The organism is Nocardia coffeae, from assembly GCF_019890715.1.
Taxonomy (GTDB): domain Bacteria; phylum Actinomycetota; class Actinomycetes; order Mycobacteriales; family Mycobacteriaceae; genus Nocardia; species Nocardia jiangxiensis.
The window spans coordinates 15361-39354 of sequence record NZ_JAINZY010000016.1 but is presented as its reverse complement, the minus strand read 5'-3'; the positions used below and the strand labels follow the sequence as shown (position 1 = coordinate 39354).

Below are 23994 nucleotides of genomic sequence, written 5' to 3'. Positions count from 1 at the left end.
ACCAGAGGACTGACGAGACCCGTGCCTGCGCTGACACTGACGAGGTTGCTACGTTTTGGTGAGGGCCGCACCGTCAAGCGGCTCTCCAAGTTGGCAGACGAGGTCCTGGCGCTGGAAGAGGAGTTCGCCGATCTCAGCGACGCCGAGCTGCAGGCCAAGACCGACGAGTTCCGCGACCGCCTCGCCGACGACATCACCGACGCCCTCGACGGCGTCGAGGACGAGGAGCAGCAGGAACGCGTCGTCGAGCGGGTCAAGCAGGACTTCCTGGATCAGACTCTGCTGGAGGCGTTCGCGGTGGCCCGCGAGGCGTCCTCGCGGGTGCTGAACCAGAAGCACTACAAGGTGCAGGTGATGGGCGGCGCCGCACTGCACATCGGCAACGTCGCGGAGATGAAGACCGGTGAGGGCAAGACCCTGACCTGTGTGCTGCCCGCCTACCTCAACGCCCTCGTCGGCGACGGCGTGCACGTCGTCACCGTCAACGACTATCTGGCCAAGCGCGACTCGGAGTGGATGGGCCGCGTGCACCGGTTCCTCGGCCTCGAGGTCGGGGTGATCCTGTCCGGCATGACCCCCGCCGAGCGCAAGGAGGCCTACGCGGCCGACATCACCTACGGCACCAACAACGAGTTCGGCTTCGACTACCTGCGCGACAACATGACGCACTCGAAGGACGATCTGGTCCAGCGCGGGCACAGCTTCGCCATCGTCGACGAGGTCGATTCCATCCTCATCGACGAGGCCCGCACGCCGCTGATCATCTCCGGCCCGGCCGACGTCACCGCGTCCAAGTGGTACACCGAGTTCGCGCGCATGGCGCCGGAGATGAAGGGTATCGACACCACCGCGATGACCAGCCAGGAGCGGCAGAGCCGCGCGGCGGAGATCGAGGGTCGGTACCACTACGAGTTCGATCTGAAGAAGCGCACCGTCGGTGTGAGCACCACCGGCGTCGCGTACGTCGAGGATCAGCTGGGCATCGACAATCTGTACGAGGCGGCGAACTCGCCCCTGATCAGCTACCTGAACAATGCCCTCAAGGCCAAGGACCTGTTCGTCCGGGACAAGGACTACATCGTCCGCAACGGCGAGGTCATCATCGTCGACGAGTTCACCGGTCGCATCCTGGTGGGTCGCCGCTACAACGAGGGCATGCACCAGGCCATCGAGGCCAAGGAGGGCGTGGAGATCCAGCCCGAGAACCAGACGCTGGCCACCATCACGCTGCAGAACTACTTCCGCCTGTACGACAAGCTGGCCGGTATGACCGGTACCGCCGAGACCGAGGCGGCCGAGCTGCACCAGACCTACTCGCTCGGTGTGGTGCCGATTCCGACCAACAAGCCGATGGTCCGCAAGGACCAGGCGGATCTGATCTACAAGACCGAGGAGGGCAAGTTCTCCGCGGTCGCCGACGACATCACCGAGCGGTACGAGAAGGGTCAGCCGGTGCTGATCGGTACCACCTCGGTGGAGCGGTCGGAGTACCTGTCCGAGCTGCTGACCAAGCGCGGTATCCCGCACAACGTGCTGAACGCCAAGTTCCACGAGAAGGAGGCCGAGATCGTCGCGGAGGCGGGCCGGCCGGGTGCGGTCACCGTCGCGACGAATATGGCCGGTCGTGGTACCGACATCGTGCTCGGCGGCAACCCGGACATCCTGGCCGACCTGCTGCTGCGTCGGCAGGGGCTGGATCCGGTGGAGACCGCGCAGGAGTACGAGGCGCACTGGCACTCGGCGCTCGAGCAGGTCAAGCAGGAGGTCGACGAGGACGCCGAAGCGGTGCGCGAGGCCGGTGGTCTGTATGTGCTGGGCACCGAGCGGCACGAGTCGCGGCGTATCGACAATCAGCTGCGTGGCCGCTCCGGCCGTCAGGGCGATCCGGGCGAGTCGCGGTTCTATCTGTCGCTGGGTGACGAGTTGATGCGGCGGTTCAACGGCGCGACGCTCGAGTCGATCATGACCCGCCTGAATCTGCCCGACGACGTGCCGATCGAGGCCAAGATGGTCTCGCGCGCGATCAAGAGTGCGCAGACCCAGGTCGAGCAGCAGAACTTCGAGATCCGCAAGAACGTGCTGAAGTACGACGAGGTGATGAACCAGCAGCGCACCATCATCTACGACGAGCGCCAGCGCATCCTGGGCGATGAGGATATGGACGGCCAGGTCCAGGAGATGATCACCGATGTGGTCACCGCCTACGTCAACGGCGCCACCGCCGACGGCTACGTCGAGGACTGGGATCTGGACAAGTTGTGGACGGCCCTGAAGTCGCTGTATCCGATCACCCTCGACTACAAGGATCTGACCGGCGAGAACGAGCACGACGAGATCGGTGAGCTGGGCCGCGAGGAGCTGCTCGACGCCGTGCTCGATGATGCGCATTCCGCCTACGAGCAGCGCGAGAAGGAGATCGACGATCTGGTCGGCGAGGGCAGCACCCGCACCCTCGAACATCAGGTGCTGCTGCAGGTGCTCGATCGCAAGTGGCGTGAACACCTCTACGAGATGGACTATCTCAAGGAGGGCATCGGCCTGCGCGCGATGGCTCAGCGCGACCCGCTCGTGGAGTATCAGCGGGAGGGTTACGACATGTTCTCCGCGATGCTCGAGGGTCTGAAGGAGGAGTCGGTCCACTACCTGTTCAACGCGAAGTTCGAGTTCGAGGCGCCGCAGCAGCCGCAGGGCGCCGCCGCGATCGATCAGGGCCTGCGTTCCCCGGTCGGCGCTCTGGTCGACGCTCCGCAGACCAACGGCACCGCGGCTCCGGCTCCCTTGCGCGCCAGGGGAATCGACAACTCCAGCCCCCGCGGCCTGAGTTACTCGGGGCCGGACGAGGACGGCCATGCCGCCCGCCGCAGCGATGCCCAGGAGTACGGCACCGCCGAGGACACCGGTATGACCCGACGCGAACGTCGCGAGGCCGCCCGCAGCGAGGGTCGCGCCGACCGCGGACCGAAGTCCAAGCGCCGCCGGTAGTTTCGCGCATCTCGCAAGACGCCCGCTCCGGTCCGGAGCGGGCGTTTTCGTTTCGCGGTATCCCGCCGAGGGCTCCGGATTCCGGTAAGCTCCGCGAGGTGTCGAGGTTCAGGGGGGCACGCCGTGGTGCGTGTATCGCCGTTGTCGCCGTGATCTTCTGGTCGGTCGTTTCGGCTACGACTGCTGTTGCCGGACCGGTGTCGGCAGTGAAATGGAAACAGTGCGTGGATGATTCGCGGCTCTCATGTGCCGCGCTGGATGTTCCGCTCGATTACCGGGATCCGGGCGGTCGGCGGATCGGTATCGCGCTGGCGAAGCTGTCGGCCCGTGAGCCGGGTGAACGGGTCGGGACGCTGGTGATCAATCGTGGGGGACCGGGCTACTCCTCGATCGAATACCTGAATCAGATTGTGGCCGGGCAGGTTCGGGCACCGTGGGACGACCAGGTGCGAGACCGGTACGACGTCGTCGCGGTGGACCAGCGAGGTGTCGGCAGGGCGACGCCCGCGGTGACGTGCTTCGATTCCGATCAGGCCGCCGCCGCATTCGGTGCTGGTGTGCCGCTGGTCCCGGACAATCCGGTGGAGATCGCGCAGCGTACGGCGAAGGATGCGGAATTCGCCGCCGACTGCCGAGCGCACAGCGGCAATCTGCTCGACCATCTGTCGACGGCGACCGTGGCCCGCGATCTCGATACCGTGCGAGCCGCGCTGGGGGAGCCGAGGCTCAACTACCTGGGGCAGTCCTACGGCACCGCGCTCGGGGCGGTCTATGCCTCGATGTTCCCGCAACGGGTGGGGTCGTTCGTGCTGGACAGCATCGAGGATCCGGTGCAGACGACTGACGCCTCGGCCGGTTCGACGTTGTCGGAGCGGATGGGGTCCGACGTCAGTAGCCAGGAGGTCGCGCACGAATTCCTCCGGCTGTGCGCCCGGAGCAAGAACTGTGCTTTCGCCCAGGACGACCCGTGGAAGGCGTTTCCAGCGGTGTTGGCTTCGCTGCGTGCGAAACCTGTCACCTCGAGTGGTCCGAACGGAGCCCCCTTCTCGATAACTTACGGGCAGCTCATCTACTCGCTCGGTGAGTATGTGTATCAACCGGTGTCGTGGCCGGTATTGGCGCTCGCATTGCACAGGATATATCGGGCTCAGCTGGCTGCCGGGCCCACGACGGCACACCTCGGCCTGATCCCCACGGCTGCCGAGGATGAGTTCGACACCCCCTATACGAGCAGTATCGCGCCTCCCTTCTACGCGTTCACCTGCAACGACACCGCACTGCCCCACTTCGCTCCCGCGTGGTGGGCAGCGAGTGCCCAACGGGCAACGCTCGCACCGGATTTCGCCGCCCTCCGCGCCTACGAAACCAGCCCCTGCGCCTTCTGGCAGGCATCATCCACCGACCGCTACACCGGCCCCTGGAATATCCACACCGCGACCCCGATCCTCCTGCTCAACAACCGCTTCGACCCCGCAACCCCCTTGCCCGGCGCAATCGACCTGGCCGCCCACCTACCCGGCAGCCGCCTCCTGATCAACGAAGGCTGGGGCCACATGGTCACCGACAAGTCCACCTGCGCACTACGAGCCGCATCGAACTACCTTGTATCAGGCCAACTCCCGCCCCCCGAAACTCACTGCACCCCGGACACCATCCCGTTCGCATCCTGAGCAGGACTGCGACACAACGCTGATCGTGGCGAGGTGCGGCCGCAGCGCGGTGCACCGGCGTCGCACTGACGGAATGTGCTGCGCTGGTCTGGAATCGGGCTGCGAGCCGACGGATCGGGGGCGTGGTCGCCGGTCGATCAGCCGTTCCCCACGACCCACGGGTCGTTGGAGTTGAGGGCTACCAGTAGGAGGCGGATGGCGGCTACTCGGCGTTCCTTGCCGGGGAGTTCGTCCAGGGCGCATTCGGGGTCGGCGGGTGGGCCGAGGTGGGTGCAGCCTCGGGGGCAGTCCTCGATGGCTTCGGCCAGGTCGGCGAAGGCTTGGATGACGTCGTCGGGGGTGATGTGGGCCAGGCCGAAGGAGCGGATGCCGGGGGTGTCGATGATCCAGCCGCCGTCGGTGAGGGGCAGGGCCAGGGACTGGGTGGAGGTGTGTCGGCCCTTGCCTACACCGGAGACGTCGCCTACGGCTCGATCTGCTTGTGGGACAACACGATTGACCAGGGTTGATTTACCCACGCCGGAGTGGCCGAGCAGGCAGGTGAGTGTGTCGTGCAGGAGGTCGTGCACCGCGTCGAGGGGGTCGTCGCGGCCGCCGTAGACGATGGTCAGGTCCAGATCGTCGAAGGCGGCGGCGAATTCGGATTCGGCGGCCAGATCGTGTTTGGTCAGGCACAGGATCGGTTGCAGCCCACCGGCATACGCCGCGGCCATGGCGCGTTCGACGAAACCGGTGCGCGGCGGGGGATCGGCCAGGGCCACGACGATGAACAGCTGCTCGGCGTTGGCGACCACGATCCGCTCGAACGGATCGGTGTCATCGGCGGTGCGCCGCAACACCGTTGCGCGATCGGCCACCCGCACGATGCGGGCCAGGGTGTCGGGTTTGCCGGACAGATCGCCGACCACGTCGACCTGATCGCCCACCACGATCGGGGTGCGGCCCAACTCGCGCGCCCGCATCGCGACGATGGGCTGATCCGGATCCCCGTCCAGCACGCAGCTCCATCGCCCGCGATCGACCGAGATGACCATCGCCGTGCGCGCGTCCCGGTGTTCGGGGCGATTCTTGGTGCGCGGACGCGAGCCCCTGCCCGGACGCACCCGGACGTCGGACTCGTCGTACTCGCGCCGCTTCAGTGCGCCGACTCCGCCGTGTCGTCGGCAGGCCGCGCGCCGTCACCGGAAAGCATCGTCTCCCACAGGGATACGAAATCCGGCAGGGTCTTCGCGGTGGTGCCGACATCCTCGACATGCACGCCCGGCACGCGCAGTCCCAGAATCGCTCCGGCGGTGGCCATCCGATGGTCCGCGTAGGAGTGCCACGGGCCGCCCCGCAATGGCGTGGGCACGATGCTCAGCCCGTCCTCGGTCTCGGTGACCTTGCCGCCGAGCCGGTTGATCTCGGTGGACAGCGCCGCCAGCCGGTCGGTCTCGTGCCCGCGCAGATGTGCGATCCCGCGCAGCCGCGACGGCGAATCAGCAAGTGCCGCAAGGGCGGCCACCGTCGGGGTGAGTTCGCCGACGTCGTGCAGATCGATATCGATCCCGGCCAGCCGATCGGGCCCGCGCACGACGAGTTTGCCGTGGGCACGGCGCGCCTCGGCGCCCATGCGCACCAGGATCTCCCGGATGACGTCCCCCGGCTGGGTGGTCAGCTGCGGCCAGTGCGGAATGGTCACCTCACCGCCGGTCACCGCGGCCGCGGCCAGGAACGGCGTCGCATTGGACAGATCGGGTTCGACCTCCCAGTCCACACCGTGGATCGGCCCCGGCGCGACCGTCCATACCTGCTCCCTGCGCGGATCGGTGGGCGCGGTGACCTCGACGTCGGCCTGGCGCAGCATCTGCACGGTCATCTCGATGTGCGGCATCGAGGGCAGCGGCGCACCCTTGTGGTGCACGGTCAGTCCGTCGGTGAAACGGGCCGCGGACAGCAGCAGCCCGGAGACGAACTGCGAGGAGCCCGACGCGTCGATGGTCACCGATCCGCCGCGCAGCGCACCCCCGCCGTGCACCGTGAACGGCAGGGTGTCGCCGTCGATGCCGGCGCCGAGTCCGCGCAGCGCGTCCAGGATGGTGTGCAGCGGCCGCAGCGCGGCCTGATCGTCGCCGAAGAACGCGACGTCGCCGTGGGCCAGCGCCGCCACCGGCGGCAGGAAGCGCATCACGGTCCCCGCGAGCCCGCAGTCGACGGTCGCGCCGGTCAGGGAGGCCGGGGTGACGGCGAGAGTGTCGGCGTCACCGCTGATCTCGGCGCCCATCGAGCGCAGCGCCGCGATCATCAGGTCGGTGTCGCGGCTGCGCAGCGCCCCGGTGATCGTCGAGGGGCGATCGGCGAGCGCGGCGAGGATCAGGGCCCGATTGGTGATGGATTTGGACCCGGGCAGGGTCACGGTCGCGTGGACGGGGTGCTCGGTATGGGGCGCTGGCCAGAGACTCACCCCACCATCTTCGCCTATCGACTGATTCGGGATGCGCATGGTCATGAACTCGCAGTAAACGCACAAGCCCGCGACGTGGAATTCGTCGCGGGCTTATGAGACTTCACCAGGTGGCCGGTGATTTTCCACCGGCACCCGACGCTGCTACTTGTGCCGTCCGTGCAGGATCGGCACGACCCGGCGCAACAGCTTCATGGTGCTCGCGGTGCGCGAGTAGCTCAGCAACGCCATACCCGGAATTGTGAAGCGCTGCACCGCGATCGAATGCGGCACCGTGAACTCCAGCATGCCGGGCGCGCCGTGGATCCGGCCGATACCCGAGTCCCGCCCGCCGCCGAAGGGCAGCGCGGAGATCGCCGCGAAGCCGAGCACCGCGTTGACCGAGGTGGCGCCCGCCTTGATCCGGCGGGCGATTTCGAGCCCGTGCTTGCGGGAGAACACCGTCGAACCCAGCGAGTAGGTCGAGTTGTTGGCGAGTTCGATCGCCTCGTCGATGTTGTTCACGGTGCGGATGGTGACCGTCGGGCCGAAGGTCTCCTCGCGCACGGCCGCCGAGTCCTCGTCCACGTCGACCAGCACGACCGGCTCGATGAACGCGCCCTTGATCGAGTCGAGGCCGCCGAGCACCGCGGTGCCGCCGTTGTCCAGCGCGTCCTGGATGTGGCGGCGCACGATGTCGATCTGGCTGGGCATGGTCATCGGGCCGTAGGCGGCCTTGCCGTCCGAACCCGGGTGCACGTCGGACAGGATTCGCTTGACCTCGGCGACGAACTTGTCGCGGATCGAGGCGTCCACGTAGACGCGCTCGACGCCCGCGCACGTCTGGCCGCTGTTCATGGTCGCGCCGTAGGCGACCGCGTCGGCCGCGGCGGCGACGTCGGCGTCGGCCGCGACGATCACCGCATCCTTACCGCCGCATTCGAGCAGCACCGGGGTGAGCCGCTCGGCCGCGGAGGCCATGATCTTCTTGCCGGTGGCCGCGGATCCGGTGAACGCGATCTTGTCGATGTCGGCGCGCACCAGCGCCGCGCCGGTCTCGCCGTACCCGTTGATGGTGGTGAAGATCCCGTCGGGCAGTTCGGGATTGGCCTCGGCGAATGCCTGGGCGACGAAATTGCCGATGCCGGTGGAGAATTCGCTCGGCTTGTAGACAACGGCGTTACCCGCGGCCAGGGCGTAGGCGATCGAGCCGTTGGGGGTGTAGATCGGGTAGTTCCAGGGGCCGATCACACCGATCACGCCGAGCGGGCGCTGCTCGATGTACGCGCCGAAGTTGGACATCAGCGCGCCGGGGGAGACCTTCTTGGTCTTGAGCACCTTCTCGGCGTTCTTGGCGGCCCAGGAGATGTGTTCGAGGGTCAGCAGCAGTTCGAGGAATGCGTCGTCGCGGGTTTTGCCGTTCTCGGCGTGGATCAGATCGCAGAGCTCGTCGGATTTCTCGACCAGCCGGGTGGCCCACCGCAGCAGATACCGCTTGCGGTCGGCATAGCTCAGCGCACCCCAGCTCCCGGCGGCGGTGCGGGCCTTGGCGACGGCCGCGGCCACCGCCTCCTCATCGGCGATCGGATGCGTGTCGATGACCTCGCCCGTGGCCGGGTTGACCGAGGTCAGCACGGTCCGTCGGGCGGTTGTCGGCTCGGTGGTGGACATGGTTTCGGCGACCCCTAGTGAGAAAGTGATTGCATGAAGTTCTCATAGCTTAGATATGAACAGCTTAGATATGAAGTCACCCGCCATCACATGGAATTCCGGCCAATCTGAACGGCCGTTGCGGCAGCTCTTTAGCATGGTTCACATGTGCGGCAGATATGCGACCACGGTGAATCCGGGCCGTTTGGCGGCCGAGCTCGATGCGATCGATGAGACGAGTGATGCGCCCGTCGAGCCCAATTACAATGTCGCGCCGACGAATCAGGTGCTGACGGTCGTCGAGCGACACGATCGTGACCACCCGGACGACGACGCGCGGCTGCGGATCCGGCGCATGCGCTGGGGCCTGATCCCGGTGTGGACCAAGGCTGCCGAACCCGGTGTGCCGGTCAAGGGGAAACCGTTGTTCAATGCGCGCGCGGACCGTGCGGCCGAGGCGCCGTCCTTCCGGGACGCGGTGAAGAAACGTCGGTGTCTGGTGCCGATGGACGGCTGGTACGAGTGGGTCGTGGAGGGGGACTCGACGGCCAAGGGCAAGGCCGTCAAACGTCCCTACTACATGTCCCGGGCCGATGGAGCACCGCTCTACATGGCCGGTCTGTGGTCGATCTGGCGCGATCGCGACCAGCGCGAGATGGATCCGCTGCTGTCCTGCACGATCCTGACCACCGATGCGATCGGCGACCTGACCGCAATTCACGACCGGATGCCGCTGATGATGCCGCGCGAGCAGTGGGCGGCCTGGCTCGACCCGGACCACCCCGCACCGCACGAACTCTTGGAAACCCCTGCGCTGGAACGGGTTTCGGATATCGTCGTGCGGGAGGTCCCGTCGCTGGTGAACAGCGTGCGCAACAACGGGCCCCGATTGCTCGGACCGGTCCAGGAGCAGCCGGGGCAGATCAGCCTGCTCTGAGGTCTGTGGTCCCCCGATCGGCACCGTTCGATGAGCTGCCATGTCGTGCCGGAGGTTTGCGGCGTCCGGATGGCCCGTTCGCCGCAAATCCGTTGTGCTGGTTCGGGTTCGGCTAGCCGCAGGACACGCTGGGAGTGACGAGGCTGACCACGCATTTGGTCAGGTTCGCGCTCGTATCGATGATCTGGGTGACGATTGCGCCGCCCACGTCCTCGGCTCGCTCGGCCCATGAGTCCGCGTCCCCCGTCTCGGGGTGACCAGGCGCCTCGTTCTGGGCGCCGAGCGGGTAGTCGGGATTTCCCTGTGGTTCCGCGACGGCGGTGGCGGCGCCGAGGGTGAGGATCACGCCACCGGACAGGGCGATGATCAGGGTGCGAACGGACTGCCGGTGGAACATGCGCATCACATCCTCGAATCGACGGAAAGGGCCCGTCAAGTAAACGCACTCCGAGCAGCGCCGCAGATGATTTGCGCGATTCGTCCCCGTGGCTCTGCGTGTTCTCGCCGCCCGGTGATCGCTATGCGTCTTCGGTGTGGTTCGCGGTCTTGTCGGGCGCGGGATCCTTCGGGTGCAGGGTGAGGATGGTTTCGCGGGCCTGCTCGTAATCGTCGACGAAGCGGCGCATCATCTGCCCGAGCGTCGCGCGTTCCGCATCGCTCCAGTGCTGCAGGACGTTGTCCAGCATCGCGTTGCGACGCTGCCGCAGCGCTGCTGCCAATTCCCGGCCGGCGTCGGTGACGGCCAGGACGCTGGCCCGGCCGTCGGCCGGATCGGCGCGACGTTCGATGAGCCCGCGTTTGACCAGTGCGGCGGCCTGGCGGCTGATCGTGGAGGCGTCGGAGTAGAGCAGTTCAGCCAGTGCGCCCGAGCGCATCGGGCCGTCGTAGAGCAGCCGGAAGATGATCGAGTAAGCTGCAGCCTCGATCTCGCCCCCGGATGCGGCCGCGATCTGAGCGTTGGTGCGCTCGCGGATTCGGCCCAGACGGATCAACTGCAGGGCGATCACGTCGATCGCCTCGTCGTGGTCCATGGACACCCTCCTCGGGGAACCGCAACACTGGTCAACACAGTCAATTGCTTGAGTTTTCCAACTAGTTGTACTTGGCAAGTATGTGTCAGGGTGCGGGGGATATGCAAGGTGACCGACGCGACGTTCTACCGCCGCAGGTCAACGTACTCGATGTCCGGGATGTCCGTATTTCGGGTCCTCAGGCGGCGGTGACCGCAGCGGTGACGGCCGAGGTGAGTCGCACCAGATCTCGCGGGGCGAGTTCGATCTCCAGACCGCGTCGTCCGGCGCTGCACAACATCCGATCCCACTCCAGGGCCGAGGCGTCGATCACCGTCGGCAGCGCCCGCTTCTGTCCCAGCGGGGAGATGCCGCCCAGGACGTAGCCGGTGGTCCGCTCGGCCTTGCTCTTGTCGGCCATGACGGCCTTCGACGCACCCAGCGCGGCCGCGGCGGCCTTGAGCGAGAGCGTCGCGGGGACCGGCAACACCGCGACCGCCAACCCGTGGGCTCCCGACCCGCCGGACAACTCGATCACCAGCGTCTTGAAGATCTGCCCGGCCTGCACGCCCAGCCGTTCCGCCAGCGCGGAGACCGCCTCGGCGCCGAACGAGTCGTTGCGCGGGTCGTGTGGATAGGTGTGGACGCGATGGGCCACCTCGGCCTGGGTCGCAGCGCGGATCGCGGGGGTCGGGGCAGCCATGCCGGTCACCCTAGGACGGGCCTCCGGGCCCGGCCAAGCGCTGTGCCCGGCGCTGCGGGAACACAGTGGCCCCGGCGCATGTTGCACGCCATACGACACGCATCCCATTCTGTGAGAATCGAAGGAGTCTGCCGGTGACGGTTCTGATCGACGAACGTCCGGTGCGCACCGTGTTGTCCGCGGAGTTCGCCCCGACCTCGGTGCCTCCCGTCACCGGATTCCCGCTGCCCACATCGCTCACGGTAGATTCTGTGACTACGGCGATCGAAGGGATGGGCGTGACGAGCGACGACGATTTGGCGGCCGATCGCCTGAACGGCGCGGCCGAGAACGGGGATTCCGGCGGTGACGCCGCGGCGCGGGAATCGGCCGCGCCCGCGGATCCCGCCGAGTTGGCGCAGCGGTTCGAGCGTGATGCGCTCCCGCTGCTCGACCAGCTCTACGGTGCGGCGCTGCGGATGACCCGCAACCCCGCCGATGCCGAGGATCTGGTGCAGGAGACCTTCGCGAAGGCGTACCAGGGCTTCCGGTCCTTCCGCGAGGGCACCAACCTGCGGGCCTGGCTGTACCGGATCCTGACCAACACCTACATCAACTCCTACCGCAAGAAGCAGCGGCAGCCTGCCCAGTACCCGACCGACGAGATCACCGACTGGCAGCTGGCCGCCACGGCGGAGCACACCTCGACGGGTCTGCGTTCGGCGGAGATGGAGGCGCTCGAGGCACTGCCCGACGACGACATCAAGGCCGCGCTGCAGGAACTTCCGGAGGAGTTCCGGATGGCGGTGTACTACGCCGACGTGGAGGGCTTCCCCTACAAGGAGATCGCCGAGATCATGGGCACTCCGATCGGGACGGTCATGTCGCGGCTGCATCGCGGTCGCAAGCAGCTCAAGGGGCTGCTGGCCGGTGTGGCCCACGAGCGGGGGTTCGATCGAAACCAGGCGGGGGACGGGGCGCGTCAGGAGGTCACCCAGTGAGTGGGCACCAGCACAGCGAGCGGGAGACCGAAGGGGATGCGGATATGAAGCTGGACTGTACGGCGGTGCTCGCCGATGTCTGGCTGATGCTCGACGGCGAATGCGATCAGGCCACCCGCGAGCGGTTGCAGCACCATCTGGAGACCTGCTCGCCGTGTATCGACGCGTACGGCCTCGAGGAGAAGCTCAAGCGGCTGCTCAATCGCAAGTGCGGCGGCGACCGGGCCCCGGATTCCCTGCGCGAGCGACTGACCGTGGAGATCCGGCGTTCGATCACCGTGACCGAGAGCACGATCGACAACCCGTGAACAGCAGAGCGGCACGCCTTGACGAAAAGGCGTGCCGCTCAGTGCATTTCATCGGCGCGCAGGTTATCGGCACGCGGCGCCGGGCGAAGCTGCGAACAGCTCAGCTGTTCGGACGCTTGCCGTGATTGGCGGCGTTGCCCTTGCGGCTGCGCTTCTTACGACCACGCTTTCCCATGATTTCTCCCTTCTGATCGAAAGACATTGTTCCACGTGTGGTTGGCTATATCGTCAGCTGGTCGTCACGTCGAACTCCGGAAGGGTGCCATGGCTGAGGAAGTGCTCGCGGAGATGGTCTCCACCGTCTTCCAGATCGTCGCGCGGGAGGGCGCGGCCGTGGTCGAGGGCGACACCCTGGTGCTGCTGGAGTCGATGAAGATGGAGATCCCCGTCGTCGCCGAGGGGCCCGGGACGGTCACCTCGATCAACGTCAAACCGGGTGATGTCCTGCAAAAGGGCGACCTGATCGCAGTGATCTCGTAGTTCCGCCATGTCCACTCTGAGTGATCTGCTCGCCGAACACACCGACCTACCGGGTGCGGCCGTCGACCACCTGCAGCGCGTCGTGGGCGACTGGCAGCTGCTGGCCGATCTGTCGTTCGCGGACCTGCAACTGTGGGTGGGCGTGGGCCCGGTCGCCGAAGGCGCCGACGTGGTGTGCGTGGCCCAGTGCCGCCCGACCACCGCGCCCACCGTGCACCCCGAGGATCTGGTCGGCTCACTGGCCTCCCGCGCCGATCACGCGCAGATCTTCCAGGCGCTGCGCAGCGGTGCGATCGTGCGGGTCGAGACCGACGACGAACAGACCGGCGTCTACCACCCGAACCCGGTGCACGTGATCCACGAGGCGATTCCGGTGCGCGTCGGCGAGGACGTCATCGCGGTGCTCGGACGCGATATCGAGGTGCAGCGCACCAAGATTCGCGGCAATCTCGAAATCGCCTACATGGCCTGCGCGGACGATCTGTGCCAGATGATCGCCGACGGCACCTTCCCGACCCTGGAGGATCGCACCGGATCACACTCCAGCCCGCGCGCCGGGGACGGATTCATCCGGCTCGACACCGACGGCATCGTGCGATACGCCAGCCCCAACGCGCTGTCCGCGTACCACCGCATGGGCCTGCAAGCCGATCTGGACGGTCAGGATCTGGCCCAGACGACGCGCTCGCTGATCACCGACCCGTTCGACGCCCAGGAGGTCGTCAGCGATATCCAAGCCGCGCTGGCGGGCAAATCAGGGCGCCGGATGGAGGTCGAGGCGCGCGGGGCGACGGTCCTGCTGCGCACCCTGGTGCTGCGCCCGCACGGCGAGCTGGCCGGAGCCGCGGTCCTGGTGCGCGATGTCACCGAGGTCAAGCGTCGCGATCGCGCGCTGCTGTCCAAGGACGCCACGATCCGTGAGATCCACCACCGCGTGAAGAACAACCTGCAGACCGTGGCCGCGCTGCTGCGGCTGCAGGCGCGTCGCACCGAGAACGAGGAGGCGCGGCTCGCGCTCACCGAATCGGTGCGACGGGTCACCTCGATCGCGTCGGTGCACGAGATGCTGTCCATGTCGGTGGACGAGGAGGTCGATCTCGACGAGGTCGTGGACCGCCTGCTGCCGATCATGGCCGACGTCGCCACGGTCAACACCGCGCGGATCAAGGTGCGCCGGGAAGGCTCCCTGGGCGTGTTCTCCGCCGAACGAGCCACGCCGTTGGTCATGGTGCTGACCGAACTGGTGCAGAACGCCATCGAGCACGCCTTCGACGCCGGGGAGAACGGCACTGTGACGATCCGCTCGGAGCGTTCGGCGCGTTGGCTGGATGTGATCATCGGTGACGACGGTCGTGGGTTGCCCGACGGTTTCAGCCTGGAGGGTTCGGACCGGCTGGGCCTGCAGATCGTCCGTACGCTCGTCACCGCCGAACTCGGCGGTTCCATCGGCCTGCATCCCGGCGCCGATGTCGGCACCGACGCAGTGCTACGAGTCCCCCTGGGCCGCCGCACGCGGTAGCTGTGTCTTTGGCCTCCGCTTCGCTCCGGCGGGTTTTCGGCGCTGTAAGGCTCGTCGCTGCGCCCTCGAGACTCGGCCTTCGGCCATGCGCTTCGAGGGCGCAGCGACGAGCCCGCGCCGAAACCTTGGAGTTGGTGTTGTCGAGCCTTTCGCTTCGCGGGCGATTACCAGCGGGGAGACGCTTCGCCGCTGAGCACGTCCCGAGGGGGTCGGGTCACGTGGAACCTCGCTACTCGGGCGGGGCTCACCGGGGGCACCGCTGTCGGGCCCGACTCGACTCCGGCGCCGACGGTTGGCTGGGGTGGCCTCTCCCCCGGGGCCGGGTGTGTCGGGCACGTCGCATGGTTGCTCGGCGTGCGCTTGGGGTGGTCACAGGGCATTTCGTGTTTACCGGACTTGTCGTGCGTCACATAAGCGTGATGCTTTTCGCATTGACGCATTGCCGGGCGGAATTTCCACCTGGTTGTTTTGTGCAGCACGGAATCCGCTATTCGGTGCACAGCTGGTCGAAATGTACGGATTGGTGTGTCGCCGGAGTCCGTCGAATGAGCATCCGGATGTGTGTCCGGACCGGCGATATCCGTTCCGGAGACAATGAAGCCCGGCACCTCACGGGTGCCGGGCCGAAGTGCGCTACGTGCCGGGGCTGATGCGAGCGATCGCGATGGCCGTAACGCCGACCGTCATCCTCAGACGACGGCCCGGGTACGCGTCCGCGCATTACGACGCTTCAGCGCGCGCCGCTCGTCTTCGCTCATACCGCCCCATACGCCGGCATCCTGCCCGGACTGAAGGGCCCAGGACAGGCAGTCAGCAGTGACGGGGCAGCGGGCGCAGACCAGCTTGGCATCGGCAATCTGCGCGAGCGCAGGACCGCTGTTACCCACCGGGAAGAACAGCTCGGGGTCCTCATCGCGACAGATGGCCTTGTGGCGCCAGTCCATTCCTCTGCTCCTTTGCTGGGCGCCGCAAGGCGCCGTGAGTTTGTGGTTCGTTCACTTGTGCGACTCGAATGTTTCCGCACGGTTGCTTGTGAATGCTTTCACGAACACCGTAGATGTCAATAGCTTTGTGGTGCACCGTGGGGAAGCTCACGCCTAAGACCCCGGTAACGGGGACTGCGGAGTCCTTTCTACCCGCTCGACCCGGTTTTCGCAGCACAACCGGGATGATTCTCAGTTGTGTCGAGTCACACGTGGCTGCGGCGCCACGACATCGAGGACCTGCGGTACAGCCGTGAAATCCACCACGTTGCGCCGGCCGATGAAATCGCCATCGATTTGCAAGCCGATGGGCGTGTCGGCTTCGATCCGGACGGACGGCACATCGTCGTCCCGAAACAGGCTGCGGGCCTGCGGGTTTCCCTCGGCCGCCAACAGTTGCCGGGTGATCAGCAGGGTCGGCAGCACTCCCATGGTGCGCATGGCAAACACTCCGAGACCCGTTTCGAACGTCGTACCGGGATTGGTGTGTACCGGGGTGGAGTCGAGATAGGTCCACGGAGTCGTGTTGGTCACGAACGCGTAGTGGACGTCGCGGACGGGTTCGTGCCCGGGAATGTGCAATGTCACCGACGGCTCGGCACGCCGGTGCCGGAAGAACTCCCGCACGGTCGTGCGGACGTAGCGGGCCGGGGTCGCGGCGTGGCCCTTGGCGCGGCTCTCGTCGATCGCCTCGCACACGTCGGCGTCCAGGCCGACGCCCGAGGTGAAGGTGAACCAGCGATCGTCGGCCAGGCCCAGACCGATCCGGCGATCCTTGTCCAGCGACAACAGATCGATGAGCTGGTTGGTCGCCGCGACCGGATCGGGTTTGATGCCCAGTGATCGGGCGAAGACGTTGGCGGACCCGCCGGGGATGACACCCAGACGCGGTTTCCACGCCTGCCCGTCATCGATCTGCGGCAGCGGCAGGAATCCGTTGATCGTTTCATTGACCGTCCCGTCGCCGCCGTGCACGACGATCAGGTCCATCTCGTTGGTGGCCGCCCACTGCGCGAGTTCAGCGGCGTGTCCGCGGTGCTGGGTGTGCGCGACGGTCAGCTGGGTCCGGCTCTCCAACGCATGGGCCAGCAGATCGCGCGTGGCCGATGTGGTGGAGGTGGCATTCGGATTCACGATCAGCAACGTCCGCACGCGAAGAGCCTACTGACCGCCGGTCCGAAATCTGTGCCCCGGCCGTGCGTCCGGTCGGATTCCCTGGTCGTGGTCCATCTCGGCCGGGTCGTAGGCTGGGCGCGTGGCGAACCAGAACTCGGACGGGCACGACGACGACCCGGTCGTCGAGCAGGGTGACGCGCGGCCGGCGGTGCCGGGCACGGTGCGCGGTGCGGGCGCGCTGGCGGCGCTGGAGGGCGCGGTCGGTGTGATCGTCGCGATCGTGCTGGTGGTGCGCGGTCTGTCGGGGGCGGATCAGAGCAAGGTGAGTGCGTACGGGACCGCGGCGTGGTTCCTGATCCTGGGCGGTGCGGTGTTGGCGGCCGGGATGGGGTTGTTCCTCGGACGTCGCTGGGGCCGGGCGATCGCGGTGATCGCGCAGATCCTGCTGCTACCGGTGTCCTGGTACATGATCAAAGGCGACCAGTTGCAGTTCGGCATTCCGCTCGGGCTGGTCGCGCTGGCCGGACTGGTCCTGCTGTTCGCGCCGTCGTCCTCGCGCTGGATGGCGCAGGGGTACGACTCCTCGATCGGTTCGGCGGACTGATCGCGACTCAGCGCGGGGTGCGCCACATCGGCCACATCGGCGGGCCGCCGTCGGTGACGTTCAGTTCGCCGGTGAGGTCGAAGCCGAAACGCTCGTAGTAGGCGATGTTCTCGGATTTGCTCGATTCCAGGTAGGCCGGGCTGCCGGTCTCGTCGCAGCGCGCCAGACGCGGGGCGAGCAGGGCGTGGGCGAAACCGTGTCCGCGGGCGTCGGGATGGGTGCCGATGAACGCGAGATACCAGTGCGGCTCGGTGGGGTGATGCCGGGCCATCTGGTCGGCCATCTCGCCGCCCGCTCGCAGCCGCCCGCGGAACGCGCGCACGATTCCGGGCAGCATGCGCAGCTGGGCCGCTCCGGAGGTCCGCCAGCCGCCCGGCGGCGCCCACACCGCCGCGCCGAGCATCCGGCCGGTCTCGTCGAACGCCGCGTCCACCGCGCCGCCGGGCAGGAACTGGTGCCGGATCATCGTGGCGAACATGTATCCCGCGCGCCGGGGCCGGGCGCGCGAATCCGGAATGAGCCAGCTGATGATCGGATCGTCGGCGAATGCGACGCCCAGCACGCGTGCCAGTTCGGGGACGTCGGACGCGGTCGCCGGGCGAACGGTGATCGTCATTCGTTCACGATAGGACCGCCGTGCTCAGCTGGGTCATAACGACCCCTGAGCGCCTCGTGGCCGCACTTTTGGTCACCTGCCCAGTTCGGCTGCGCGGGCGGTGAGGAAGGCGCGCTCAGCGGCGTTCTCGGTGAGCAACAGCGCCTCCTCGTAGGCGAGCCGGGCCTCGCGGGTGCGGCCCAGTTCGGCCAGGAAGTGCGCGCGGGCGGCGGGCAGATAGCCATAACCCGCCAGCTGCGGTTCGGCGGACAACTCCGTCAGCGCGCTCAGCCCCGCCTCGGGCCCCTCGGCCATCCCGACCGCCACCGCCCGATTCAGCGCCACGACCGGAGAGGGCCAGACCTGGATCAGCACGTCGTACAGTCCGGCGATTTCGGGCCAGTCGGTGTCCGCGTAACCGGCTGCCTCGGCGTGCACCGCCGCGATGGCGGCCTGCAGCGCGTAACGGCCCGGCGTGCCGTTCAGGGCAGCCCGCACCAGTGCGATGCCCTCGGAGATCTGCGCGCGATCCCATCGGGTGCGATCCTGCTCGGACAGCCGCAGCATCGTCCCGTCCGCCCCGGTGCGCGCGGCGCGGCGTGCGTCGGTGAGCAGGATGAGTGCGAGAAGTCCTGTCACATCGGGATTTTCGGGCAGCAGGGCGTGCAGCATCCGGGCCAGGTCGGTGGCGCGTTCGGTCAGGTCGCGGCGGATCAGGTCCGCGCCCGCGGGTGCGGTGTGACCGGTGGTGAACAGCAGATGGACCACCGTCAGCACCGCATCGATGCGGTCGGGGAGTTCGGCCGGGCCGGGCACCCGATACGGGATGCGGGCCGCGGCGATCTTCTTCTTCGCCCGGGTGATGCGGGCGGCCATGGTCGGCTCGCCGACCAGGAAGGCGCGGGCGACCTCGGCGGTGCTCAGCCCGCAGACCAGGCGCAGGGTCAGCGCCACCTGCGCCTCGCGGGACAGGGCCGGATGGCAGCAGGTGCAGATCAGCCGCAAGCGGTCGTCGGGGATCTGCGTCAACGCCGTGACCGCGGAATCGGCGATGTCCTCGGTGTGATCGTCCTCGATCAGCAGCGGCAGCGTCCGGCGCATCGTCGAGTGGTGGCGCACGAGATCGAGGGCTCGATTGCGCGCCACCGTCGTCAACCAGGCGACCGGGCGCGCCGGGACGCCGTCTCGGGTCCAGTGACCGAGGGCCTGGGCGTAGGCGTCCTGCACGCACTCCTGTGCCAGATCCAGATCGCGGGTGACCCGGACCGTCGTCGCGAGGACGAACGCCCACTCGCGGCGATGCGCCTCGGCGACCGCCGCCGCGACCTGAACGTGCGGCGTGCGTGAATCGGTCGCCTCCGCGGTCACGGCGGATTCGGTCCCCGAGTGGTCCCGCGACTGCGTCATCTGCGGGACCTCCCGGAAACTCGGTGAATCATGTGACAGTGCAACATAATTCGTGATCGGTGTGTCGCCTCGGCCGACTCAGCTCAACACGAGCAGGGGCCGCACCTCGACGCCGCCCTCGGCCATCGGAACCTGCTTGGCGACCTCGAGCGCGGCGTCCAGATCGTCCGCTTCGATCAGGTAGTAGCCGCCGAGTTGCTCCTTCGTCTCGGCGAACGGCCCGTCGGTGACGGTGAAACCGCCCGCGCCGTCGGGGCGGATGCTGGTCGCGCTGTGGCTGTGCGCGAGGGCGTTACCGCCCCGCAGGGCCGACTCGTTGGCCTGCATGAACCGCTGATGACCGGCCATCGTCGGGTTGCCCGGCCCGGGTTCGGTGACCTGACGTTCGTCCTGGTAGATCAGGACCAGATACTGCGACATGGTGATCGTCCTTCGAACAGTGTGGCCCGCCTTTCGGACCATTCAACTCTTCGACGGACGGTCTCCGGCGAAATCGACAACGCCGCGAAAAAAATTTCAGCGGGCGGCCAGGCGGGTGAGCGCCTCGCCGGTCAGGCGGTAACCGGTCCACTCGTCCTGGGGATTCGCACCCAGTGCGTCGTAGAACTCGATCGAAGGGGTGTTCCAGTTCAGGACCGACCAGTCCACGCGGCGGTAGCCGTTGGTGACGGCCTCGCGGGCGAGTTCGGTGAGCAGCGCCTTGCCCAGTCCCAGGCCCCGCGCCTCCGGTGTGACGTAGAGGTCCTCGAGGTAGATACCGTGGGTGCCCGTCCAGGTGCTGTAGTTCAGGAACCAGATCGCGCAGCCGAGCACCTCGCCGCCCGAATCACGTTGCGCCACATGGGCGAACACCTTCGGATCGGGGCCGAACAACGAAGCGTGCAGTTGCTCGTCGGTGAGGGCGCATTCGTGCCGGGCCTTCTCGTACTCGGCCAGGTCGTAGACGAGCCCGACCAGTGCGGGCACATCCTCGGGTGTGGCGCGGCGGATCATCGGGCTCCTTCCGGGGTGGTCGGGACGAGGTTGTGCGCGAGGATGGTGCGCGTGCCGTGCTCGTGGCCCAGCACGCTGATCCCGGCGGTGGACAGGTAGAACCGGCGGGCCTCACGCACCTCGAATTCCGCCCACCGCGCGATCAGGCATCGCGAGAAATGCCCGTGCCCGACCAGCACCGCATCGCGCACCTGCAGTTCCGGCGCCACCTTCGCCAGCACCCGATCGGCCCTGGCTTGCACCTGCTCGGCCGATTCGCCGCGCGGCACCGGATCGGTGAAGATCGTCCAGCCCGGTACCGACTCCCGGATCTGCGGTGTGGTCAACCCCTCGTAGTCGCCGTAGTCCCACTCGACCAGGTCGTCGTCGATCCGCACATCCGTCAGCCCGGCCAGCTCGGCTGTCCGCACCGCTCGCTGCCGCGGGCTGCACAGCACCAGCGGATCCACCAGCCCGAGCCCCGCGAGCACCTGCCGCGCCGCCGCTGCCTGTTGCTCCCCGGTTGCCGTCAGTGCGATATCGGTCCGCCCCGTGTGCTTGTGCGCCTTGGACCACTCGGTCTCCCCGTGTCGCAGCACCACCAACCGGAACTCACCCGCGGAACCACTCATGGGCTCGATCATGCCGGACCGGGGTGGGGCGTGGCATCCAGGACCCACCGGCGGTAGCCGGGGTGCGCGTCGGCGACCGGGACGGCCAGGACCTCCAGGGGTGTCGCAGGGGTGGTCCCGTTCGCTCGAATCCGCACCACGAGGGTATCGAGCGACATACCATCGGTCTTCGAAGTCTGTTCAGACGTATACGTCTCGTGAAATCTCGTGAAGGTGGGGTGCCGAGGTGGACAGATGGGTGCGGGTGGGACGTTCCGGGTGCGGTGCGGCGGGATGGAACGGCGACCGAACGCGGTCGTCGTGAACGGCCCGGGGGACGCCGGTCTGCCGTATCGTCCCCGCGGCCTTCCGCACGATCCGGACTGTGCCACGGCGGCGTCGGGAGAGGTTGTCACACCGCAGGATTGGGCCGCATCCTACCGATCCCTGTTCGGTCTGCCCCGAGTGCACGTCACCGCACCGGGTTTCGTCGTACTACCTCTCACCGACTCCATCGCCGCAGTCAATACACCTGAGCCACTGGGTGTTTCGATCCTCGGTGAACTGATCGACCGAGGCATTCCCGGCCCGGTCCTGGTACGCGCCCGCCCGCCGCGCCGCACCTTCCTGGTGGTGGCCGACCGCCACCCGACTCCCGAGCGCCTGACCCGCCTGGAACGTCGCGGCATCGACATCGGCCCGCACCGCGGAAATGTCGTGCTACCCACAGGTTTCGGCCGCCACACCCCCGAAGGCCGCTGGTGGGCCCGCCCTCCTCGCCGCGACGAATCCCTCCCCCTGCTCTCCGAACTGGTCTCCGCCGCCATCGCCGTCCTGTACGGCCTGCGCTGATATCCCTACCGGTCGGTACTTGCGGACCTGAATCCGTTGCGCCACTCTGGTATTCATCGGTCTACCGGATATTCGGCATCGAGGGGCGCGCGATGGCACGGACAGGCGGTTCGAACGGAGAAGGTCGGCGCCTGCGCGCACAGCAGGCGCTCGCGCCGCTGGGGCCGATGCCGTCGAGACAGCGGAATGTGTTGTGCGGCTTGCTGGTCGAGAGCCGCAATGCCTGGCGCCTGCTGGTCCGGGACCGGCAGCAGCAGGGCGAGGATCGAGCGGACGCCCTGCTGATCGGTCCCGCCGGTGCGTTCGGTCTGGTCTTCGGTGACCAGCCGCTCCAGGACAGCGCGTCGAGGAGGCTGCGCGTGCACCTGGAACAGCTTTTCGCCGGATTGTCCGCAGCGAACGGGCGTGATGTCTTCGTGCCGGAAACCGTCGAGGTCGTGCTGGTCGCCGCGCCGCACAGTGGATTCGCCGGCGATGGGCGATACCAGGTGGTGAGTGAACTCGACTATCGGGTTCTCACGGCCGGTGCGGCGCGGATGAGCCGTCGGACAGCGGAGATCCTGGCACAGGCTGCCGCACAACGAGATCCGATCTATCGATCGGTATCCGTCGACGACGAACCGGTCGCGGTGATCGATGACGTCCTGGTCGACCGCGAGGATCTGCTCGACCGCGATCGTCTGCGCGCGTTGCGGGCCCCGCTGCCGACCTGGATGTCCTTCCTGGACCCTGAGCAGCACGGCCTCGTCGGCCGGAACCACCACGGGCCCGCGCGCATCGCGGGCCCGGCCGGAACCGGGAAAACCGTTGTGGCACTACACCGTATGGCCCGCCGTGCGCGCGTCACGACCGGTCGGCTGCTGTTCACCACCTTCGTGCGCAATCTGCCGCCCTGCCAGGAGCGGGCGTTCGCGGAACTCGCGCCGTTCGCGGCGCATCGCGCGCGATTCGTGACGATGCACTCCTGGGCGGGCGAATTGCTCGCCCGACGCGGTTCGCCTTACCGGATGGACCTGAGACAGGCGGACAACGCCTTCGGGTTGGCCTGGTCGAGGGTCGGGCAGCACGGCCCCTTGGCGAAGATCGAGATCGACAGTCGCTACTGGCGCGAAGAGATCGATCGGGTGATCAAGGGACGAGGTTTCAGGGTCGGGGATTTCACCGGGTACGCGAAGCTGGTGCGTCGAGGACGGCGTGGTCGGCTCCATCAGGGGGCCCGAGCCGAGGTCTGGAAGCTCTACCGGGAATACGAGAAGATCCGGCTGGAACGCGGCTTTCTCGACGCCAACGATCTGATCACCGCGGCACTCGAAGAATTGGCCCGGGTACCGCTCGTCGAGCGGTACGACATGGTCGTCGTCGACGAGATGCAGGACATGTCCCTGCAAGGGCTACGGCTGGCACACGCCATCGTCGGCGACCAGGCCAACGGATTGCTGCTCGTCGGTGATGCGCAGCAGAAGATCTACGCCGGTGGTTGGCGAATCTCCGATGCCGGTATCCGCATCGTCGGGCGAGGTGAAATCCTGCGGGTGAACTATCGGAACCGCCGCGACATCCTCCAGCTGGCGGCCTCGCTCGAGCAGCGGAACACCGTCGACGATCTGGACGGAGTCGCCGCGGTGCCGCTGGGGCGTGTGGAGGCGGCGCTGCCGGGCGGTGTGGCGATCACCTGGACCGGTCCCGATGCCGAGATCGAGGACGAGCTTCGTCGTCGGTTGCGCAGTATTCGGGAGCACGGGATCCCGCTCGGGGCAACGGCTCTGGTCACGCGCACCAACAACGAGGCGGATCGGTTCAAGAGTGCGCTTCGTCGATGGGGGCTCGAGTTCCGGGACCTGGAGGAGTACACGGGCGCGGACGAGGAGCTGATCAAGATCGGAACGGTATTCCGAGCCAAGGGACTCGATTTCCGGGCCGTCCTGCATCCGTGTTTCATCCGGAGCGGTGCGGACCTGTACGCGACGGGCGAGCGCGACGGCAGCGACGCCGAGCGTGACCATGCGGAGTTGGAGGCCAATCAGCATTTCGTCGCGGTCACCCGGGCGCGCGACTACCTCTGGCTGGGCATCGTCGAGAAGTGAGCGGCATCGAAAATCCGTGTCGTGGTGTCTGTCTCGCGGTGGTGGAGGTGGATCGCCGCGGTCGTGCGCCGGGCTGACTCGGGTCGCCCGTGAGCGGTATGCGGAAGGC

The 23994-nt window shown here is 67.4% G+C and carries 25 protein-coding genes; 10 read left to right on the top strand and 15 right to left on the bottom strand.

Going from position 1 to position 23994, the window contains the following annotated elements:
• The first annotated feature begins 21 nt into the window (after nt 1-21).
• Entirely contained in the window at nt 22-2982 is a 2961-nt protein-coding gene (gene secA, locus K7711_RS38905; protein WP_222976474.1) for a preprotein translocase subunit SecA, read from the top strand.
• Between the two features lie 224 nt (nt 2983-3206).
• On the top strand, nt 3207-4652 hold the full coding sequence (locus K7711_RS38900) for an alpha/beta hydrolase (RefSeq protein ID WP_222976472.1): 1446 nt from the start codon (nt 3207-3209) through the stop codon (nt 4650-4652).
• Between the two features lie 137 nt (nt 4653-4789).
• Here the strand turns inward: K7711_RS38900 and rsgA are convergent, their stop codons facing one another.
• The 3 genes from rsgA to K7711_RS38885 form a co-directional block, all read right to left on the bottom strand.
• Nucleotides 4790-5791: a ribosome small subunit-dependent GTPase A gene (gene rsgA, locus K7711_RS38895; protein WP_222976716.1), complete on the bottom strand. Its 1002-nt coding sequence runs from the start codon at nt 5789-5791 to the stop codon at nt 4790-4792.
• Nucleotides 5788-7134 (bottom strand): 3-phosphoshikimate 1-carboxyvinyltransferase, encoded by a 1347-nt coding sequence (gene aroA / locus K7711_RS38890; RefSeq protein ID WP_222976714.1) that lies wholly within the window; start codon nt 7132-7134, stop codon nt 5788-5790. The genes rsgA and aroA overlap by 4 nt, the downstream gene beginning before the upstream one ends.
• Before the next feature lie 105 nt (nt 7135-7239).
• Nucleotides 7240-8745 (bottom strand): aldehyde dehydrogenase family protein, encoded by a 1506-nt coding sequence (locus K7711_RS38885; RefSeq protein ID WP_222976470.1) that lies wholly within the window; start codon nt 8743-8745, stop codon nt 7240-7242.
• Nucleotides 8746-8890: 145 nt separating this feature from the next.
• On the opposite strand from K7711_RS38885, the gene K7711_RS38880 reads away from it, so the two are divergent.
• A complete protein-coding gene (locus K7711_RS38880) occupies nt 8891-9661 on the top strand; it encodes an SOS response-associated peptidase (RefSeq protein ID WP_222976468.1) in 771 nt (256 codons plus the stop codon).
• 112 nt (nt 9662-9773) lie between these two features.
• Here the strand turns inward: K7711_RS38880 and K7711_RS38875 are convergent, their stop codons facing one another.
• The 3 genes from K7711_RS38875 to ybaK form a co-directional block, all read right to left on the bottom strand.
• Nucleotides 9774-10058: a hypothetical protein gene (locus tag K7711_RS38875; protein ID WP_222976467.1), complete on the bottom strand. Its 285-nt coding sequence runs from the start codon at nt 10056-10058 to the stop codon at nt 9774-9776.
• A 121-nt stretch (nt 10059-10179) separates the two neighbouring features.
• Nucleotides 10180-10692, bottom strand: coding sequence for a MarR family winged helix-turn-helix transcriptional regulator (locus tag K7711_RS38870; protein ID WP_222976464.1), 513 nt, complete (start codon nt 10690-10692; stop codon nt 10180-10182).
• Between the two features lie 178 nt (nt 10693-10870).
• The gene (ybaK, locus tag K7711_RS38865) at nt 10871-11374 is read right to left on the bottom strand and encodes a Cys-tRNA(Pro) deacylase (protein ID WP_222976462.1); all 504 of its coding nucleotides are present in this window, start codon (nt 11372-11374) and stop codon (nt 10871-10873) included.
• Between the two features lie 272 nt (nt 11375-11646).
• Between ybaK and K7711_RS38860 the strand changes: the two genes are divergently transcribed.
• Together K7711_RS38860 and rsrA are read left to right on the top strand one after the other, a co-directional pair.
• The gene (locus tag K7711_RS38860; protein WP_222976712.1) at nt 11647-12354 is read left to right on the top strand and encodes a sigma-70 family RNA polymerase sigma factor; all 708 of its coding nucleotides are present in this window, start codon (nt 11647-11649) and stop codon (nt 12352-12354) included.
• Nucleotides 12355-12398: 44 nt separating this feature from the next.
• A complete protein-coding gene (gene rsrA / locus K7711_RS38855) occupies nt 12399-12662 on the top strand; it encodes a mycothiol system anti-sigma-R factor (RefSeq protein ID WP_040827280.1) in 264 nt (87 codons plus the stop codon).
• 100 nt (nt 12663-12762) lie between these two features.
• Here the strand turns inward: rsrA and K7711_RS49445 are convergent, their stop codons facing one another.
• Entirely contained in the window at nt 12763-12837 is a 75-nt protein-coding gene (locus tag K7711_RS49445; protein ID WP_110293457.1) for a 50S ribosomal protein bL37, read from the bottom strand.
• Between the two features lie 89 nt (nt 12838-12926).
• Between K7711_RS49445 and K7711_RS38850 the strand changes: the two genes are divergently transcribed.
• Together K7711_RS38850 and K7711_RS38845 are read left to right on the top strand one after the other, a co-directional pair.
• Nucleotides 12927-13142 (top strand): biotin/lipoyl-binding carrier protein, encoded by a 216-nt coding sequence (locus K7711_RS38850; protein ID WP_222976460.1) that lies wholly within the window; start codon nt 12927-12929, stop codon nt 13140-13142.
• A 7-nt stretch (nt 13143-13149) separates the two neighbouring features.
• Nucleotides 13150-14661, top strand: coding sequence for a sensor histidine kinase (locus K7711_RS38845; protein WP_040827276.1), 1512 nt, complete (start codon nt 13150-13152; stop codon nt 14659-14661).
• Between the two features lie 689 nt (nt 14662-15350).
• Here K7711_RS38845 and K7711_RS38840 read toward each other — a convergent pair.
• Complete coding sequence (locus tag K7711_RS38840; protein WP_040827274.1) at nt 15351-15605, bottom strand: WhiB family transcriptional regulator; 255 nt, start codon at nt 15603-15605, stop codon at nt 15351-15353.
• Nucleotides 15606-15836: 231 nt separating this feature from the next.
• Nucleotides 15837-16796: a diacylglycerol/lipid kinase family protein gene (locus K7711_RS38835; protein WP_222976458.1), complete on the bottom strand. Its 960-nt coding sequence runs from the start codon at nt 16794-16796 to the stop codon at nt 15837-15839.
• Nucleotides 16797-16968: 172 nt separating this feature from the next.
• Between K7711_RS38835 and K7711_RS38830 the strand changes: the two genes are divergently transcribed.
• Nucleotides 16969-17364, top strand: a complete 396-nt coding sequence (locus K7711_RS38830) for a hypothetical protein (RefSeq protein WP_222976710.1) — start codon at nt 16969-16971, stop codon at nt 17362-17364.
• A gap of 7 nt (nt 17365-17371) precedes the next feature.
• Here K7711_RS38830 and K7711_RS38825 read toward each other — a convergent pair whose 3' ends face one another.
• The 6 genes from K7711_RS38825 to K7711_RS38800 all read right to left on the bottom strand — a co-directional run bounded on the left by K7711_RS38825 (nt 17372) and on the right by K7711_RS38800 (nt 21128).
• Nucleotides 17372-17980 (bottom strand): GNAT family N-acetyltransferase, encoded by a 609-nt coding sequence (locus K7711_RS38825; RefSeq protein ID WP_222976456.1) that lies wholly within the window; start codon nt 17978-17980, stop codon nt 17372-17374.
• A 72-nt stretch (nt 17981-18052) separates the two neighbouring features.
• Nucleotides 18053-19366 (bottom strand): RNA polymerase sigma factor, encoded by a 1314-nt coding sequence (locus tag K7711_RS38820; protein ID WP_222976454.1) that lies wholly within the window; start codon nt 19364-19366, stop codon nt 18053-18055.
• Nucleotides 19367-19444: 78 nt separating this feature from the next.
• Nucleotides 19445-19786, bottom strand: a complete 342-nt coding sequence (locus tag K7711_RS38815) for a YciI family protein (protein ID WP_222976452.1) — start codon at nt 19784-19786, stop codon at nt 19445-19447.
• Nucleotides 19787-19882: 96 nt separating this feature from the next.
• Nucleotides 19883-20359 carry a GNAT family N-acetyltransferase gene (locus K7711_RS38810; RefSeq protein ID WP_222976450.1) on the bottom strand — a complete coding sequence of 159 codons (477 nt, stop codon included), beginning with the start codon at nt 20357-20359 and terminating at the stop codon, nt 19883-19885.
• On the bottom strand, nt 20356-20970 hold the full coding sequence (locus K7711_RS38805) for an acid phosphatase (protein ID WP_235748462.1): 615 nt from the start codon (nt 20968-20970) through the stop codon (nt 20356-20358). Before K7711_RS38805 ends, K7711_RS38810 begins: the two co-directional genes overlap by 4 nt.
• Before the next feature lie 8 nt (nt 20971-20978).
• Nucleotides 20979-21128: a hypothetical protein gene (locus K7711_RS38800; protein ID WP_222976446.1), complete on the bottom strand. Its 150-nt coding sequence runs from the start codon at nt 21126-21128 to the stop codon at nt 20979-20981.
• 115 nt (nt 21129-21243) lie between these two features.
• On the opposite strand from K7711_RS38800, the gene K7711_RS38795 reads away from it, so the two are divergent.
• Nucleotides 21244-21801, top strand: a complete 558-nt coding sequence (locus tag K7711_RS38795) for a hypothetical protein (protein ID WP_222976444.1) — start codon at nt 21244-21246, stop codon at nt 21799-21801.
• 92 nt (nt 21802-21893) lie between these two features.
• Complete coding sequence (locus K7711_RS38790; protein ID WP_222976443.1) at nt 21894-23885, top strand: UvrD-helicase domain-containing protein; 1992 nt, start codon at nt 21894-21896, stop codon at nt 23883-23885.
• Nucleotides 23886-23994: the final 109 nt, after the last annotated feature.

Coding starts and splice junctions, on each gene's coding strand:
- rsrA (WP_040827280.1), top strand. CDS start 12,399: ATGAAGCTGGACTGTACGGCGGTGCTCGCCGATGTCTGGCTGATGCTC.
- K7711_RS38840 (WP_040827274.1), bottom strand. CDS start 15,605: ATGGACTGGCGCCACAAGGCCATCTGTCGCGATGAGGACCCCGAGCTG.
- ybaK (WP_222976462.1), bottom strand. CDS start 11,374: ATGGCTGCCCCGACCCCCGCGATCCGCGCTGCGACCCAGGCCGAGGTG.
- K7711_RS38815 (WP_222976452.1), bottom strand. CDS start 19,786: ATGTCGCAGTATCTGGTCCTGATCTACCAGGACGAACGTCAGGTCACC.
- K7711_RS38845 (WP_040827276.1), top strand. CDS start 13,150: ATGTCCACTCTGAGTGATCTGCTCGCCGAACACACCGACCTACCGGGT.
- K7711_RS38850 (WP_222976460.1), top strand. CDS start 12,927: ATGGCTGAGGAAGTGCTCGCGGAGATGGTCTCCACCGTCTTCCAGATC.
- K7711_RS38800 (WP_222976446.1), bottom strand. CDS start 21,128: ATGTCGCTCGATACCCTCGTGGTGCGGATTCGAGCGAACGGGACCACC.
- K7711_RS38805 (WP_235748462.1), bottom strand. CDS start 20,970: ATGAGTGGTTCCGCGGGTGAGTTCCGGTTGGTGGTGCTGCGACACGGG.
- K7711_RS38860 (WP_222976712.1), top strand. CDS start 11,647: ATGGGCGTGACGAGCGACGACGATTTGGCGGCCGATCGCCTGAACGGC.
- K7711_RS38810 (WP_222976450.1), bottom strand. CDS start 20,359: ATGATCCGCCGCGCCACACCCGAGGATGTGCCCGCACTGGTCGGGCTC.
- K7711_RS38885 (WP_222976470.1), bottom strand. CDS start 8,745: ATGTCCACCACCGAGCCGACAACCGCCCGACGGACCGTGCTGACCTCG.
- K7711_RS38790 (WP_222976443.1), top strand. CDS start 21,894: ATGGCACGGACAGGCGGTTCGAACGGAGAAGGTCGGCGCCTGCGCGCA.
- aroA (WP_222976714.1), bottom strand. CDS start 7,134: ATGCGCATCCCGAATCAGTCGATAGGCGAAGATGGTGGGGTGAGTCTC.
- K7711_RS38870 (WP_222976464.1), bottom strand. CDS start 10,692: ATGGACCACGACGAGGCGATCGACGTGATCGCCCTGCAGTTGATCCGT.
- K7711_RS38880 (WP_222976468.1), top strand. CDS start 8,891: ATGTGCGGCAGATATGCGACCACGGTGAATCCGGGCCGTTTGGCGGCC.
- K7711_RS38820 (WP_222976454.1), bottom strand. CDS start 19,366: ATGACGCAGTCGCGGGACCACTCGGGGACCGAATCCGCCGTGACCGCG.
- K7711_RS38875 (WP_222976467.1), bottom strand. CDS start 10,058: ATGTTCCACCGGCAGTCCGTTCGCACCCTGATCATCGCCCTGTCCGGT.
- K7711_RS38825 (WP_222976456.1), bottom strand. CDS start 17,980: ATGACGATCACCGTTCGCCCGGCGACCGCGTCCGACGTCCCCGAACTG.
- K7711_RS38795 (WP_222976444.1), top strand. CDS start 21,244: ATGGAACGGCGACCGAACGCGGTCGTCGTGAACGGCCCGGGGGACGCC.